Source organism: Pseudomonas sp. B21-015, assembly GCF_024749285.1.
Lineage (GTDB): Bacteria > Pseudomonadota > Gammaproteobacteria > Pseudomonadales > Pseudomonadaceae > Aquipseudomonas.
In genome coordinates this window covers 5,561,164-5,577,142 of sequence record NZ_CP087196.1, presented here as the reverse complement: position 1 = coordinate 5,577,142, position 15,979 = coordinate 5,561,164, and the positions used below count along the sequence as shown (strand labels likewise).

Here is a 15,979-nt window from a genome sequence, read left to right as displayed (position 1 = left end):
GACATGAAGTTAGCCATTGTTACGGCCTGCCCGAACGGCATGGTCACCAGTGTGCTGTGTGCTCGTCTGCTCGATGCAGCCGCCCAGCGTCAGGGCTGGAGCACCAGTGTCGAAGTCGTTGATGCGGCCCATCCGGAACGCCAACTGTCGTCTGCGACCCTCGAGGCCGCCGAGTGGGTATTGCTGGTCACCAGCGGGCCAGTGGATATGTCGCGGTTCGTCGGCAAACGCGTATTCCAGAGCACCCCGGCCCAGGCCCTGCAAGATGTCGAAGCGCTGCTGCGTCGCGGGGTGGAGGAGGCCGAGGTTTACGTCGCGTCCGAAGCCACCGCCGAGCCTGCTGCGGTGGTTAAAAATGCACCGCGCCTGGTGGCTGTCACCGCGTGCCCGACCGGCGTCGCCCACACCTTCATGGCCGCCGAAGCCTTGCAGCAAGCGGCCAAGCGTCTGGGCTATGACCTGCAAGTGGAAACCCAAGGCTCGGTCGGCGCGCGTAATCCACTCAGCGCGGCGGCGATTGCCGATGCCGACGTGGTGCTGCTGGCGGCAGACATCGAAGTCGCCACCGAGCGTTTCGCCGGCAAGAAAATCTACCGATGCGGCACCGGCATTGCGCTGAAACAAGCCGAAGCGACGTTGAACAAAGCCCTGGCCGAAGGCAAGCAGGAAAGCGCGTCGACCGGCGCCAAAGGCCCGGCCAAGCAAGAAAAGACCGGTATCTACAAACACCTGCTGACCGGTGTGTCGTTCATGTTGCCGATGGTGGTGGCGGGCGGTCTGATGATTGCCTTGTCCTTCGTGTTCGGCATTACCGCGTTCAAGGAGCCAGGTACGCTCGCGGCCGCGCTGATGCAGATCGGCGGCGAGACTGCGTTCAAGCTGATGGTGCCGCTGTTGGCGGGGTACATCGCCTACTCGATCGCTGACCGCCCAGGCCTGGCGCCGGGGATGATCGGTGGTTTGCTGGCGAGCACCCTGGGTGCCGGTTTCATCGGCGGGATCATTGCCGGTTTCATCGCCGGCTATGCGGCCCAGGCGATCAATCGCTATGCGCGCTTGCCGCAAAGTCTTGAGGCGCTGAAACCGATCCTGATCATCCCGTTGCTGGCGAGCCTGTTCACCGGTCTGGTGATGATCTACGTGGTCGGCAAACCGGTGGCCGGGATGCTCGCGGGGCTCACGCACTTCCTCGACAGCATGGGCACCACCAACGCGATTCTGCTGGGTGTGCTGCTGGGCGGCATGATGTGCGTCGACCTCGGTGGGCCGATCAACAAAGCGGCTTACGCATTTTCGGTGGGGCTGCTGGCGTCACAAAGTTATGCACCGATGGCCGCGACCATGGCTGCCGGCATGGTGCCGCCGATTGGCCTGGGCATCGCCACGTTCATTGCCCGACGCAAGTTCGCCCAGGCTGAACGCGAGGCCGGTAAAGCGGCGCTGGTGCTGGGGCTGTGCTTTATCTCCGAAGGGGCGATTCCGTTCGCGGCCAAAGACCCGCTGCGGGTGATTCCGGCGAGCATCGCTGGCGGTGCGTTGACCGGCGCGTTGTCGATGTACTTCGGCTGCAAGCTCATGGCGCCACACGGCGGCTTGTTCGTGATGCTGATTCCGAATGCGATCAACCATGCGCTGTTGTATCTGCTGGCGATCGTGGCCGGGAGTTTGCTGACGGCGGTGGCGTATGCGCTGCTCAAGCGGCCTGAGACGGTGGAGTTGGCAGGAGAGCCAGTCAGCGCCTGACCCCTATCCCTTGTGGGAGCGAGCAAGCCCGCTCCCACAGGAATCTGCTGTGTTGGCAGATTTTTGTGTCATGCCGCAGTCATACAGCCATGCTTAAGTTTTCCTTTTTCAGGGAGAACACCATGAGCGAATTCGACCTCGGCCGTCGTCGTGTCATGCAGGTCGTTGGGGCCGGGCTGTTGATGCCTGGCCTGGCGCCGGCGGTGATTGCTTCGGTCAAGGATCGGCCGCAACTCACCGATGGCGTGCAGTCCGGTGACCTGTTGGGTGACCGGGTGATGATCTGGAGCCGTAGCGACCGTGCGGCGCGGATGGTGGTGGAATGGGATACGCGCAGCCTGTTCAGTAACCCTCGTCGATTCGTCTCGCCCTTGGCCGATGCCCGTACCGACTTCACCGTCCGGGTCGAGCTCACTGGCCTGCCCGCCGATCAGGCAATTTTCTATCGCGTGACGTTCGAAGACGCCCAGAGCGGTGTCGCCAGTGAACCCTGGTTCGGCCATCTGCGCAGTGTGCCCGCCGCCCGACGGAATATTCGGTTCGTCTGGAGTGGCGACACTGTTGGCCAGGGCTTCGGCATCAACCCGGACATCGGCGGCATGCGCATCTACGAAGCCATGCGCCTGCGCCTGCCGGACTTTTTTATCCACAGCGGCGACACCATCTACGCCGACGGCCCGGTGCCGGCGCAACTGACCACCGAAAGTGGCCGGATGTGGCGCAACCTCACCAGCGAAGCCAAGAGCAAAGTCGCCGAAACCCTCGACGACTATCGCGGCAATTACCGCTACAACCTGATGGACGAAAACATCCGCCGCTTCAACGCCGAAGTGCCGCAGATCTGGCAGTGGGACGACCACGAAGTGGTGAACAACTGGTCGCCGGGCAAGCAACTGGATGATCGCTACAAGAGCAAAGATATTCACAGCCTGGTGGGTCGCGCGCGGCAGGCCTGGCTCGAATATGCGCCGATGCGTTTGCAGAGCGCCGACGGTGGCGGACGGATTTATCGCAAGCTCAGCTATGGGCCGCTGCTCGACGTGTTCGTGCTCGACATGCGCAGTTATCGCGGTGCCAATGACGATAACCTCGGTGCCGCCAAGCCGTTCCTCGGTCGAGAGCAATTGGATTGGCTCAAACGTGAATTGAAAGGCTCCCAGGCCCAATGGAAAGTCATCGCCGCCGACATGCCCATTGGCCTCGGCGTGCCGGACGGTGAAGTCAGCCCCGGCGTGGCGCGTTGGGAAGCGGTGGCCAACGGTGATCCGGGCCCGGCTCAGGGCCGTGAAGTGGAGATCGCTGAATTGCTCGGTTTTCTGCGAGTGCAGCAGGTGCGCAATTTCATCTGGCTGACGGCGGATGTGCATTACTGCGCGGCGCATCATTACCACCCGGACCGCGCGGCGTTTCAGGACTTCGAACCGTTCTGGGAGTTTGTCGCGGGGCCGCTGAACGCGGGGAGCTTCGGGCCTAATGCGCTGGATAAAACCTTCGGCCCTGAAGTGGTGTTCGAGAAGGCACCAGCGGCGCAGAACACCTCGCCGTTTGCCGGGTTTCAGTTTTTTGGCGAGGTGAATATCGATGGGCAGACGGGGGAGCTGACCGTTGTGTTGCGGGATCTGGATGGGGTGGGAGTGTTTGAGCGCAAGTTGCAGCCGGTGTGAGGCTGGCAACTATCGTTTGAGTGGACATCAATCAAATGTGGGAGCGGGCTTGCCCGCGATTGCGGACTGTCAGCAACATCAATGTTAGATGTGATGGCCTCATCGCGGGCAAGCCCGCTCCCACAGGGGATCAAAGGTGTCAGTACACGTCGCGACGGTAGCGGCCCTGTTCGATCAAGCGGTCGACTTCTTCAATGCCCAGCAATTCGTTGAGCACGTGATCCACCCCTGAAGCCATCCCCTGCAAGCTGCCGCAGATGTAAATCACGGCACCATCGGCCAGCCATTTTTTCAACTCGCTGGCAGACTCGCGCAGGCGATCCTGCACGTAGATCTTGTGTGCCTGATCGCGGGAAAACGCCAGGTCCAGACGCGCCAGATCACCGTTGATCAACCACTCTTCCAGTTCCGCACGGCACAAGTAGTCGTTCTCGCGGTTGCGCTCGCCGAACAGCAGCCAGTGGCGCTGCTGCCCGTCGGCAATCCGAGCCTTGAGCAAACTGCGCAACCCGGCCAGGCCGGTGCCGTTGCCCAAAAGGATCATCGGCACCGGTTCGTTCGGTAGATGGAAGCCGCTGTTGCGCCGCACCCGCAAACTGATGCTGCTACCCACAGGGACGTGTTCGGTCAACCAGCCGGAGCCGATACCCAGGCTGCCATCGGGGTGCAATTCCTGGCGCACGATCAATTCCAGCACGCCATCGGCGGCAATCGAAGCGATGGAGTATTCGCGCATGGCCAACGGCACCAGAGCGTCCGCCAGTGCTTGCGCGTGCAGGCCGACCAGATGGGCGCGGTTCTGGGGCAGTTGGCGGCTGGCCAAGGCTTGTTCCAGTGTTTGCGACAGACCATCGAACTCAACCGTGGCCCGACCGTCAATCCCCAGGCCGTCGAGGAAATGCTCGATGGCCCACGAACAATTGCGCGGCAGCACTTCCACCAGATCCCCGGCCAGCCAGCTGCTGGTGGTGGGGGCGCTGAGGCCGAGCAAGTACACGGGCGAACCGCTGCTGTCCGGGTTCATCAATTCGCGGCGGGTGAGGGTCCAGTTGTCGTAGCTTGGCGCTTGCCAGGTATCCACCGGCGCCTGGCCGGTCAGCAGGCCGAGTTGTTGTTGCCAGTGACGCAAGGCGTAAGGGTCGCCGCTGTCGACTTCCACCGGGGCGAACAAGGTCTTGCCGCCGTGCTCGCCCAGCCAGGTGTGCAAGCGGCGGGCGAAGCCGCAGAAGTGTTGATACTGGCGGTCACCGAGGCCGAGCACGGCATAGTTAAGGCTGTCGAAGCTCAGCGCACGACCCAGCACTTTGCGTTCGAATCCTCGTGCGCTGTCCGGCGCTTCGCCGTCGCCGAAGGTGCTGACCACAAACAGCGCGTTGCTGGAATCCTGCAGGTCCTGTTCGCTGACATTGGCCAACGGTTGGACCTTCACCGGCAACCCGGCGGCCTGCAATTGTCCGGCGGTCTGCCAGGCGAGCTGTTCGGCGAATCCGCTCTGACTGGCGAAGCCGATCAGCCATGCCGGCGCATCACTGCCCGGTTGCGCGAGGCCATTGCGGGCGTCCTTGATCTGACGTTTCTTGCGTCGACGGTCCAGGTACAGCAACCAGCCTGTGATGAAAAACAGTGGCATGGCCAGTGCGGCGATTGTCAGGATAATCCGCCCGATAATCCCGAAATAACTGCCGACGTGAAGCGCATAGATACTGGTCAGCAGCTGCGCCTTGAGGCTCTTGTCGCTGTAACGGTCATGACGGCTGACGATGCCGGTCGCCGGATCGAGGGTGAGCTGGTTCCGTGCCTGGTCGTGGGGTGAATTCTTCAGCAGGTAGAACACGGTTGCCGGTTGCCCGGCCACAGGCGGCATACGAACGTTGTAGGACGAAAGCCCAGGGCCGGCGGCGCTGTAGATGCTGCTCCACATTGCGGCGTAATCGGCAGTGGGGGCCGGGCCGCTTGGCGCAGGACCGCGACCACTGCGCACACGTTCGTTCTGCGGCGAATCGGAAAGTAGCCGGGTCAGGCCTTTGTTGTACCACTCGTACGACCAGCTCAGCCCGGTCAGCGCCGCCAAAAGGTAGAACACCAGACACCAGGTACCGGCCACCGAGTGCAGATCCCAGTTGAAGCTGCGACCCTTTTTATTCCAGTCCAGGGTCAGCCACGCGCGCCAGCTTTTCCACTGGCGCGGCCAGCGCAGGTACAGGCCAGACAGACAGAAGAACAGCAGAATCAGGGTACAGGCGCCGGTGATCTGTCGGCCGATATCGCCCATGGCCAGGACCCGGTGCAGTTGCAGCATCAGGCCAAAGAAATCCTGGCCCGTGACGTCGCCCATGAACTCGCCGGTGTACGGGTCGAAGTAACGCATCGGCCCGCGACGTTCACCGGGTGGCGCGGTGAAAATCACCCGCGCGGCGTTGCCGCTGTCGGTCTCGACCCAGAGCATCGAGACTTTCTTGCCCGAAGCCCCTTCGATTTTCTCCACCAGCTCGGCAGGCGGCAGTACGCCGGCAATCTGCTTCTCGACGTGCAGCACAGAGGGGTTCAACGCCCGCAGGATTTCATCCTGGAACGATACCGTCGCCCCGGTGATGCCCATCAGGGCCAGGACCAGTCCGGCGCTGATGCCGAAAAACCAGTGCAACTGGAACAGGGATTTCTTCAACACGTCGCTCGCCTTGTTCGTTCAAAAGTCATCATCACGGCGCGCATTATGCCGTGAGTTGTCGAGAAACATTCTTTTTTACACACAAAAGCCCCGTTCAGTTCGATGAACGGGGCCAGGGCGTCTTGCCCACCACTCTAGTGTGGGAGCGAGCCTGCTCGCGAAGGCTATGTCAGCCACGACAGATAAAGTGCGACAGACACCGTATTCGCGAGCAGGCTCGCTCCCACAGGATCAGAAGTGGAAGTTGGCGCTCAGCAGGGCGGTACGGCCCGCCGCCACGTGGGCGTAGTGGTTCTGGAGTATCTGGTCGAAGTAACGCTTGTCGGTCAGGTTCTGGACGTTGAGTTGCAGGTCGACGTTCTTGGTCAGGCGGTAGCTGGCCATTGCGTCGTAACGCCAGTAGGACGGGATCTCCACCGAGTTGGCGACGTTGCCGAACTGGGAATCGACGAAGGTCGCACCGGCACCGACGGTCAACTTGTCCGGCACCAGGTCGTAGGTCGACCAGAACGTGAAGTTGTTCCGTGGGGTGCTTGGCATGTGGTTGCCTTCATCGGCGGCGAGGGTGGTTTTGACCACTTCGCTGTCCATGTAGGTGTAGCCGCCGAAGACTCTCCAGTTATGGGTCAGCTTGCCGGTGTAGCCCAGCTCCAGGCCATTGACCTGCTGTTCGCCGTCCAGCACTTGAGTGGTGCCGCCGCTTGGATCGTTGATACGCGCATTGGTTTTCTCGGTGCGGAACAGCGCGGCGGTCAGCGACAGGTTGTCATTGAAGAAGTCCCACTTGGTGCCGATCTCGTAGTTGCGGTTTTTTTCCGGGTCCAGATTGCTGTTGTTCGCCGCCAGTTCCAGGCCACCGTTGCCGCTGGTTTCGCCGGCCGGGTTGCTGGAGGTCGAGTACGCCGCGTAGATACTGCCGTTAGGCAACGGGTTGTAGACCACGCCGATCTGGTAGTTCACCAGGTCGCTGGTGTTCTCACGGGAGAAACTGCCCGCTGGGGCCGTGCTGCTGGCGTTGGCGAAGCCGCTGGATTCAACCTGATAGTTGTCATAACGCAGGCCCAGGTTCAGGGACCATTGCTCGTTGAACTTCAGAGTGTCGAACACGTACGCCGCGGCGGTTTTGGTGTCGGTGTCGGTGAAGGCGTTGCTGTCGGTGATCGTGCCATTCCAGTTATCCCCAGGCGTCGGGTTGTACAGGCTGGTGCAGTCGCCGGAGTTGAACAGGGCGCGGTTGCAGCGGGTGCCGCTGGCGGTGGAGGTCAGGAGGTACGGGCGGTTGTGGGTGTCCTGATAGGAGAACTCCAGGCCAGTCACCAGGCTGTGCTCGATAGCGCCGGTGTTGAACTTGGCGCTCAGGTCTGTCTGGTTGATCCAGCCGCTGGACGTCGAGTTACGGGTCTTCGCGCCACGGTAAGCGCTGCCATTGGCCACGTTGCCCTTGCTGTCGTCAGGGTTGGTGACGATGTAGTCCAGGGTCGAACGGGACATGCGGAAGCTGTTCGACACGGTCAGGCTATCGTTCAGATCGTGTTCGATCTTGATCGTGCCGCTGTCGTTGCTGGTCTGGCGATAGTCGCGACCGGTGAGGCCGTAGAAGTTGTCGCGGTTAACGTTGGCCGGCTTGTCGACGTTGTACTTGCTGCGGTTGGGGCTCAAGGTCAGCGGGATGCCGTAGTCGGGCATGTCGTCGGTTTCGACGTGGTAGTAGCCGACGGTCAGACGGGTATCGGTGCCCAGGCCGAAGGCGAAGGACGGCGCCACACCCCAACGGCTGACGTCCACGGCATCACGGCCGGCGACGTTGGCTTCGTGTTTCATCAGGTTCAGGCGCACGGCCGAGGTGTCGGTCATCTGCTGGTTCAGATCGAGGGTGGTGCGCTTGGTCTGGTCCGAGCCCCAGGTGAAGCCGCCGTTATAGGCGTTGCCCAGCTTGGCGGTCTTGCTCACCAGGTTCAGGCTGCCACCAGTGGAACCGGCGCCGGTGAAGGCTGACCCCGGGCCCTTGCTGACTTCGACCGATTCAACGTTGAAGATCTCGCGGCTCTGGGACGCCGGGTCGCGCATGCCGTCGACGAACGTGTCGCTTTCGGCGTTGAAGCCGCGAATGATCGGACGATCGCCGGCCGGGTTGCCGCCCTCGCCGGCACCGAAGGTGATGCCCGGGGTGGTGCGCAGGGCGTCGACCAGGCTGGTGGCGCCGGTGTCGCGAATCACTTGTTGCGGGATCACGGTGACGCTTTTCGGCGTCTCGCGCAGTGGCGCGGTGTACTTCTTGGAGGCCGAGGTATCGGTCTTGTAGGAGGTGTCATCCTGCTCGCCTACAACGCTGGTCGCGTCCAGGGAAATCGTATTGCCGGGTGCCTTTTCATCGGTCTTCTCGGCCGCGAAAACCATATGGCCCGCAGAGCCGGCGGTGATCGCCACGCCAATTGCAGACGCGAGCAAACGTGGTGAACCGACCGGTAATTGTAGTTGTTGGCGTGACATGTGAATTCCCCTCCCCAAGGATTTGAGGCCGCGGAATATAGGGTAAATACGTATTTGTATCAATTGCGAAACATTGCTATTCGCGACGAATTTACATTCTTTACAATTTACCTTTACGGTTTTTACGGTTTCATTCGTCACTCGGGTTTTACACAGGCAATAAGAATCAATACCATTGGCATCCCTTTGCCTTCAGGTGTCTGTCCATGTTGCTGCACATTCCCGGCGTGTTCGCGAAAGAAGAAGTGCAGCGCATTTGCGAGGCCCTGGCGCAGGCGGATTGGGCCGATGGCAAGATTACCGCCGGTTACCAGTCGGCCAAGGCCAAGCACAATCTGCAACTGCCTGAAGGTCACCCGCTGGCCCAGGAGATCGGTGCTGCGATGCTCGAACGGTTGTGGAAAAATCCGCAGTTCATGTCAGCGGCGTTACCGCACAAGGTCTTCCCTCCGTTACTGAACTGTTACACGGCCGGTGGCAGTTTCGACTTCCACATCGACAACGCCGTGCGTCAGCCCAAGGGCAGCATCGAGCGGGTGCGCACCGACCTGTCGGCGACGCTGTTCTTCAGTGAACCGGAGGACTACGACGGCGGCGAACTGGAAATCCAGGACACCTTCGGCACCCAGCGCGTGAAGTTACCGGCCGGCGACATGGTCCTGTACCCCGGCACCAGCCTGCACAAGGTCAACGCGGTTACGCGCGGAACCCGCTACGCCTCGTTTTTCTGGACCCAGAGCCTGGTGCGTGAAGACAGCCAGCGCGCCTTGCTATTCGAGATGGACGGGGCGATTCAGCAGCTGACCCAGGACATGCCCGAGCATCCTTCACTGATTCGTCTCACTGGCACCTACCACAACCTGTTGCGCCGCTGGGTCGAGGTGTAAAGTGGCGGACTTTCGTTTGCGCCGCGAGGAAGTCCTCGACGGCGAGCGGTTTACGGCCATGCTCGCAGAAAGCCCGGCCCGCGCGGCCCAGGCGATTCTGCTGGCCGCCGGCGAAGGCGTGCTCGAAGCGCAGGCGTTGCTCGGGCAGATTCTGCTCGACGGTCAGGGCATCGCTCAGGATCAACCGTTGGCTCTGCGCTGGTTCGAGATCGCCGCGGGCCAAGGTCATCTGATGGCGCGCAATATGCTTGGGCGTTGCCATGAACAGGGTTGGGGTTGCCTGGTCAATGCTTCGGTGGCTGCACGGCATTATCGAGTCGCGGCAGAGGCCGGACTGGATTGGGCGATGTACAACTTCGCCAATCTGCTGGCGACCGGGCGCGGTGTGGCTGAGGATCATCTTCAGGCACTGGCGTTGTATCAACGCGCCGCTGAGGCAGGCCACGCCAAATCGATGAATCTGCTGGGGCGTTATCTGGAAGAAGGGCAGGTGTGCCCGGCGGATCTGGCAGGGGCTCGCGACTGGTATCGGCGTTCGGCCGAGGGTGGGGATTTTCGGGGGCAGTTCAGTTATGCCACGGTGCTGGCTGATGAAGGCCATGTCGATGAAGCGCTCGTGTGGCTGGAGAGGGCGCTGGTCGGCGGCAATCTGAATTTTCTGCGGGTCAGCAGTGAGTCGCTGCTCGGCGCTTGTCATCCGCAGATACGTGCGATGGGCCAGGCTTATCGCACGCATATGGCTAAGCTTTCCGGGCGTTAGCCGACATCTTCCGTTGCTGCCCACCGTCAGATGGGCGGCAACGGATGAGATCAACCGCGTAACCAGCGACCCTGCAGAATATTCATGTACGCGAGCAAACTCTGACTACGTTCGATCAGGCGCTCACCGGTTTTCAACATGTCATCGTCAGTGCCAGGCATGATCGACTTAAGGAACATCGACAGTGTATCGACCAGTTTGGTGGTTTCACTGACGTAGGTGTGTTGGTGAGGAATGACCTTCTGCGTGTCATTGAGCTGTCGAGTGTGGTTTTCGTTGGTGCGCAGTTGTTGTTCCAGCGATGACACTCGTTCCTGTCGCTGGCCAATGCGAGTCTGGACAATCTGCCGTGCCCTCAGCAAATCCCTGTACTTGACCAACTCATTGGCCTCATCCAGAAACTTGAAGGCGACTGCCAATCCAGCTTCCATCGCGGCGGTCTCCGGTGTTTGAGGCTTGCCGGCCAGTCCAGCCAGTTGTTCAAAAAGGGGCTTGATACGATCGATAAACGTCATCTTTTCGAACAGCTTGATCGCTTCATTCAAGATGCGTTCGTCACTGACCACTTCGTTCAGCGCCGCCTGTTCGACGCTCAGTTCTTTGGCCAGGCCGATCCGGGAATCAGCCAGTTCGGCAAGCCTGAACCGATTGTCACTGATGGACACGCTCTGAACATTGAACAGTCCGGTGTGTAATTTAATGTGCAGTTGTGACAGTTGGTCAGTGCACATTTCCATCAGTTGGTTGGCAATTTTCGAATAGAGCGCAATTGCTTTTTTAGTATTGTGGTCTGGCTCACGAGCGTTCAATACCGCCAGCGCTTCCAGGTTTTCGCGAAGATCATCGGTTTCCAGCGCGGTTATAGCTGACGTAATGGCGTTGGCGACCAGTTGATCGGTGCTGCTGATAGCGGCGTTGAGGCTGATCAATTCGTCACTCAAAGCTTTGATGTACAGGTTGGCGGAACCGACGATCGACTGATAACGAATGGCCGCGCGGCTTTCACGAAGCTGGGCGAAGTCAGGAATAGCATAAGCAAAATTAGTCATGGGGAAATCCTTTTTTCGGTTTTTATAAGGCGTGGTTAGTCGAACGCGACAATCATCGTGTTCGCATTGTTCTGAATGGTTTTCCAGTTTTTGAGAATGATCTTGAGACTGGAAACAAAACTTCTCAGGGTTAGAAAGTCGTTAATGCCTGCAACTTTGTTTCTGGAGGCATTAATGTATTCAGAGATCGAGATCCATAAGGTTTCAAGTTGTGCGGTGCTGGTGATTGCACCCTGAACGTAGGTCAGTAAACTGTCCAGGTCGCCGTGAAGTTCCACCAGGGTGCCGGCGAGAATGCTTTTCTGTTTGATTTGCTGCGTCAGCTGTTCACGCTGCCTGAGCAGCGGCGCCACGTGGGTTTTCTGCAATAGTTCAAGGTTGCCGGAGTGCAGGAAACCTACCGGGCTGTAGCCGGAGAAAATGTAATCAAAGAAATTGGGCGAGGTTTCCCGCATCTTTTCGTCGATGCGCTTCTGGGCTTCGTCGATTACCTTGTTCAGCGCCGTGATTTGCCTGTTGATGTCTTCACTATTGGCCAGTTTCAATTTGGAGCCGATGCCGGGCTGGACTTCGTTACTCATCTCGTCCTTGAAAAACTTCAGACGGGTCAGGACATCCAGGCTGCTCAACTTTTTTTCATCAATCGAACTGGCGATAAATTTCAGAGATTCCTGGATTGAACCAAAGCGGTTTTTTTTCGTTCGACCAATTTCGAGCGGGGGAAGAAGGCTGATCTCTTCCTCGCTCATATTGTCGAGCGTGCCTATGTAGTTCTGATAACCTGGCATGGTCACAATGGCGTCGATAATGTCCTGGCCAAAACTTTCCAGATCTTCCGAGAACGTCGCAAGACTGCCACTTACGCGCTTCATGGAAGACTCTATATCTGTCCACGAATTGGCGTTGTTGATGATCTTGTGATATAGGCTGAGCACATCAAACGGTTCCAGTCCGATAATGCCGGTCTTTTGGGCGTTTAATTGTTGCTCAACTTCGTTCAGGGTAATGGGCAGGGCCTTGGCGGTGGTTACATAGCGCTTGATTTTTTGGATGTCGTCTTTAGTAATGATGGGTGTCGGTGGGTTGCTATGGGTTTGCATTTGTCTAATTCCATTTAATATGTGGTCCGAGTGGCTAAGGTAATGGTGCTTTCAGAATAAGTGTATGTTTTGTCTGTAACCGGTTTTTAGTTGTTGTTAGTTAATGTTTTTTAAAAACTATCGCCCACAAAAAAGCCCGTGATTTATCACGGGCTTTTTTGTGGGCGCGTTACGTTTACACGTAGAACGACTTCAGCGGCGGGAAGCCATTGAACTCAACAGCGCTGTAACTGGTGGTATAAGCACCGGTCGACAACCAGTACAAGCGATCACCGATAGCCAGGTTCAACGGCAAACCGTACTTGTAGTTTTCGTACATGATGTCGGCGCTGTCGCAGGTTGGGCCGGCGATGACCACTTCTTCCATCTCGCCTTTCTTCTCGGTCCAGATCGGGAACTTGATGGCTTCGTCCATGGTTTCGATCAGGCCGGAGAACTTGCCCACATCCGTGTACACCCATCGCTCGACGGCGGTACGGGATTTACGCGCCACCAGCACCACTTCACTGACCAGAATGCCGGCGTTGGCGATCAGCGAGCGGCCTGGCTCCAGGATGATTTCCGGCAGGTCGTCGCCGAAGTCTTCCTTGAGGAAACGGATGATTTCTTCAGCGTAGGTTTCCAGGCTGTTGGTGCGGGTGATGTAGTTGGCCGGGAAGCCGCCGCCCATGTTGATCAGCTTCAGTTGAATGCCGTCTTCTTCTTTCAGGCGTTCGAAGATCACTTTGACCTTGGCGATCGCCGCGTCCCAGACGCTGATGTCGCGTTGCTGCGAACCGACGTGGAACGAGATGCCGTATGGCACCAGACCCAGGTCGCGAGCGAGGATCAGCAGGTCCATGGCCATGTCGGTCTGGCAGCCGAATTTGCGCGACAGTGGCCAGTCGGCGGTGGTCGAGCCTTCAGTCAGGATACGTACGTAGACTTTCGAGCCCGGAGCTGCCTTGGCGATGTTGCGCAGGTCGGCTTCGGAGTCGGTGGCGTACAGGCGAACGCCTTTGTCGTAGAAGTAACGAATGTCTTTGGATTTCTTGATGGTGTTGCCGTAGCTGATCTGATCCGGGCCGACGCCGCGGCTCAGCACTTTGTCCAACTCGTAGATCGAGGCGATGTCGAAGTTCGAGCCTTTCTCTTTGAGCAGGTCGATGATTTCCACGGCCGGGTTGGCCTTTACCGCGTAGTAGACCTTGGCGAATTCGAAACCGGCGCGCAGGTCGTCATAGGCCTGGGCGATCATCGCGGTGTCGATCACCACGAACGGGGTTTCTTGTTTGTCGGCGAAGGCCTTCATTTTGTTGAAGGTATCGCGCGCGAAATAGTCTTCGACGTTGATCGACATGCTGGGAACTCCTACTGGCAAACTGAAATTAACAATGGGTGCAAATGAACGTCCTCCGTATCCCCACTTTGGTTCGCCTACTTCCCAAGGCATGTCGCCGAAAGCAAAAAGGCCATGGGAGGCGGTGCTTTCCCTTGGCCTTGCTGTCTCGTCGTCAGTACTTGAGCCGGATGGATCGTTTCCAGCATGGACGTTCGGCGCGAACTTTAGGGCGTGAGGGGCTTGAGATCAACAAAAAATGTCGCGTTTTTGCACGCTTCCGTCGTGCGGTCCCCGACAGCTACTGATGTAACCGACCTGCATGACAGTGTGATGTTCCCGTAGAAGGGATATTTGAGGAGTGTCAGAGGGGTTTGTAGTGCCCCCAATCGCGGGCAAGCCCGCTCCCACAGTGATTTCTGTCGTACACAAATCTTGTGTACGCCAAGAACCCTGTGGGAGCGGGCTTGCCCGCGAAGGCGTCAGATCAGGCGACAGCAGTCTCAGCCGGCGAAACAATGCTGGTCTTGCCCCCACGGGACTTGCCAGAGCTTAAATACTCGGCAATCGATTCCTGAGTCACTTCCCCCAGAAACACCCGCTCGGCGTCCATCACCGGCAGCCACGAGCGGTTGAACTCGTACATGCGCGACAACAGGATGCGCAGGTGTTCGTCGTAGGCCGCGGTGGCGTTGAACTCGCGCCGGTATTGCGCGCAGGTGCCGGCCTGGCGATGCAGGTCGCGCCGACGCACGTAGCCCAAGGCCTTGTTCTCGGCGCAGGTGACCACCACGTAGCGACGGTCCAGTTCGTCCATCAATTCAAGTGCATCGGCCACCGGGGTTTCCGGGCTTACCGATGGCGCGTTGTCCGCCGCATCTTCAGCCTTCACCAGCAACAGACGCTTGAGCGTGCTGTCCTGGCCGACGAAGTTGCTGACAAAGTCGTCCGCCGGATGCGCGAGCAAGGTGTCCGGGTGGTCGATCTGCAACAGTTTGCCGGCGCGGAAAATCGCGATCTTGTCGCCGAGCTTGATCGCTTCGTCGATGTCGTGGCTGACCATGATCACGGTCTTGTTCAGCGCCCGTTGCATTTCGAAAAACTCGTTCTGGATCATCTCGCGGTTGATCGGGTCGACCGCGCCGAACGGTTCGTCCATCAGCAACAGCGGCGCATCCGCCGCCAGCGCTCGAATCACGCCGATCCGTTGCTGCTGGCCACCGGACAATTCACGGGGATAGCGAGTCAGGTACTGCTTGGGCTCAAGCTTGATCATGCTCATCAACTCGCGGGCGCGGTCATGGCATTTCTGTTTGTCCCAGCCGAGCAGGCGCGGAACGATGGTGATGTTTTCCTCGATGGTCATATTCGGGAACAGACCGATCTGCTGGATCACGTAACCGATGTTGCGACGCAGGGTCACTTCGTCGAGGTCAGTGGTGTCTTCACCGTTGATCAGGATCTTGCCCGAGGTCGGCTTGATCAGACGGTTGATCATTTTCAGCGTGGTGCTTTTGCCGCAGCCCGATGGCCCGAGGAACACACAGATCTCGCCTTCATTGACGGTCAGGCTCACCGAGTCCACGGCTTTCACATCTTTGACGTTGCTTTGGAAGGTCTTGCTGAGGTTTTGAAGTTCGATCATTTGAGCAGTCCTTTTGGAGTCAGCGTGCGTTGCAGCCATTGCAGAAGCAGGTCGGCGAAGATGGCCAAAAGACTGACCAGCACGGCGCCGACAATCAGCATCGACATGTCGCTGCGGCTGATGGAAGCGAGAATGAGTACACCAAGGCCGCCGGCGCCGATGGTCGCGGCGATGGTCATCACGCCGATGTTCATCACCACGGCGGTGCGTACGCCGGCGAGGATCACCGGCACCGCGATGGGCAGTTCGACCATGCGCAGGCGCTGGCCGAAGGTCATGCCGATACCACGGGCGGCTTCGCGAATGCCGGGTTCCACGCCGGTCAGTGCCAGGTAGGTGTTACGCATGATCGGCAGCAGCGAATACAGAAACACGGCGGTGATCGCCGGCATCGGGCCGAGGCCCTGGCCAAATTTCGAGTAGAACGGCAGCAGCAGGCCGAACAGCGCAATCGATGGCACGGTCAGCAACACCGTAGCGCTGGCTTGCAACGGGCCGGCCAGTGTCGGGAAGCGTGTCATCAGGATGCCCAGTGGCACGCCGACCAGAATCGCCAGTGTTACCGCGATGCCGACCAGGGTGATGTGCTGCCAGGTCAGGTGCAAAACCTGCGGCCCGTCGAGATGGGAAAAGGCGTTGAGAAATTCCATGACTT

At 59.1% G+C, this 15,979-nt stretch carries 11 protein-coding genes; 4 read left to right on the top strand and 7 right to left on the bottom strand.

What is annotated here, in order from left to right:
• Nucleotides 1–3 precede the first annotated feature (3 nt).
• Nucleotides 4–1,743, top strand: coding sequence for a PTS fructose-like transporter subunit IIB (locus LOY38_RS25565; RefSeq protein WP_258697595.1), 1,740 nt, complete (start codon nucleotides 4–6; stop codon nucleotides 1,741–1,743).
• A gap of 122 nt (nucleotides 1,744–1,865) precedes the next feature.
• Nucleotides 1,866–3,407, top strand: a complete 1,542-nt coding sequence (locus LOY38_RS25560) for an alkaline phosphatase (protein WP_258697594.1) — start codon at nucleotides 1,866–1,868, stop codon at nucleotides 3,405–3,407.
• Nucleotides 3,408–3,546: 139 nt separating this feature from the next.
• Here the strand turns inward: LOY38_RS25560 and LOY38_RS25555 are convergent, their stop codons facing one another.
• Both LOY38_RS25555 and LOY38_RS25550 read right to left on the bottom strand, forming a co-directional pair.
• Nucleotides 3,547–6,075: a sulfite reductase flavoprotein subunit alpha gene (locus LOY38_RS25555; protein WP_258697593.1), complete on the bottom strand. Its 2,529-nt coding sequence runs from the start codon at nucleotides 6,073–6,075 to the stop codon at nucleotides 3,547–3,549.
• A gap of 231 nt (nucleotides 6,076–6,306) precedes the next feature.
• A complete protein-coding gene (locus LOY38_RS25550) occupies nucleotides 6,307–8,565 on the bottom strand; it encodes a TonB-dependent siderophore receptor (RefSeq protein WP_258697592.1) in 2,259 nt (752 codons plus the stop codon).
• Between the two features lie 206 nt (nucleotides 8,566–8,771).
• On the opposite strand from LOY38_RS25550, the gene LOY38_RS25545 reads away from it, so the two are divergent.
• Together LOY38_RS25545 and LOY38_RS25540 are read left to right on the top strand one after the other, a co-directional pair.
• On the top strand, nucleotides 8,772–9,452 hold the full coding sequence (locus LOY38_RS25545) for a Fe2+-dependent dioxygenase (protein ID WP_258697591.1): 681 nt from the start codon (nucleotides 8,772–8,774) through the stop codon (nucleotides 9,450–9,452).
• 1 nt (nucleotide 9,453) lies between these two features.
• Nucleotides 9,454–10,212, top strand: coding sequence for a tetratricopeptide repeat protein (locus tag LOY38_RS25540; RefSeq protein WP_258697590.1), 759 nt, complete (start codon nucleotides 9,454–9,456; stop codon nucleotides 10,210–10,212).
• 50 nt (nucleotides 10,213–10,262) lie between these two features.
• Here the strand turns inward: LOY38_RS25540 and LOY38_RS25535 are convergent, their stop codons facing one another.
• The 5 genes from LOY38_RS25535 to LOY38_RS25515 form a co-directional block, all read right to left on the bottom strand.
• Entirely contained in the window at nucleotides 10,263–11,261 is a 999-nt protein-coding gene (locus LOY38_RS25535; RefSeq protein WP_258697589.1) for an alpha-xenorhabdolysin family binary toxin subunit B, read from the bottom strand.
• Between the two features lie 35 nt (nucleotides 11,262–11,296).
• Nucleotides 11,297–12,361: an alpha-xenorhabdolysin family binary toxin subunit A gene (locus LOY38_RS25530; protein ID WP_258697588.1), complete on the bottom strand. Its 1,065-nt coding sequence runs from the start codon at nucleotides 12,359–12,361 to the stop codon at nucleotides 11,297–11,299.
• A gap of 175 nt (nucleotides 12,362–12,536) precedes the next feature.
• Entirely contained in the window at nucleotides 12,537–13,700 is a 1,164-nt protein-coding gene (locus LOY38_RS25525; protein WP_258697587.1) for a type III PLP-dependent enzyme, read from the bottom strand.
• 466 nt (nucleotides 13,701–14,166) lie between these two features.
• On the bottom strand, nucleotides 14,167–15,324 hold the full coding sequence (locus LOY38_RS25520; RefSeq protein WP_258697586.1) for a betaine/proline/choline family ABC transporter ATP-binding protein: 1,158 nt from the start codon (nucleotides 15,322–15,324) through the stop codon (nucleotides 14,167–14,169).
• The gene (locus tag LOY38_RS25515) at nucleotides 15,321–15,974 is read right to left on the bottom strand and encodes an ABC transporter permease (protein ID WP_258697585.1); all 654 of its coding nucleotides are present in this window, start codon (nucleotides 15,972–15,974) and stop codon (nucleotides 15,321–15,323) included. The genes LOY38_RS25520 and LOY38_RS25515 overlap by 4 nt, the downstream gene beginning before the upstream one ends.
• Nucleotides 15,975–15,979: the final 5 nt, after the last annotated feature.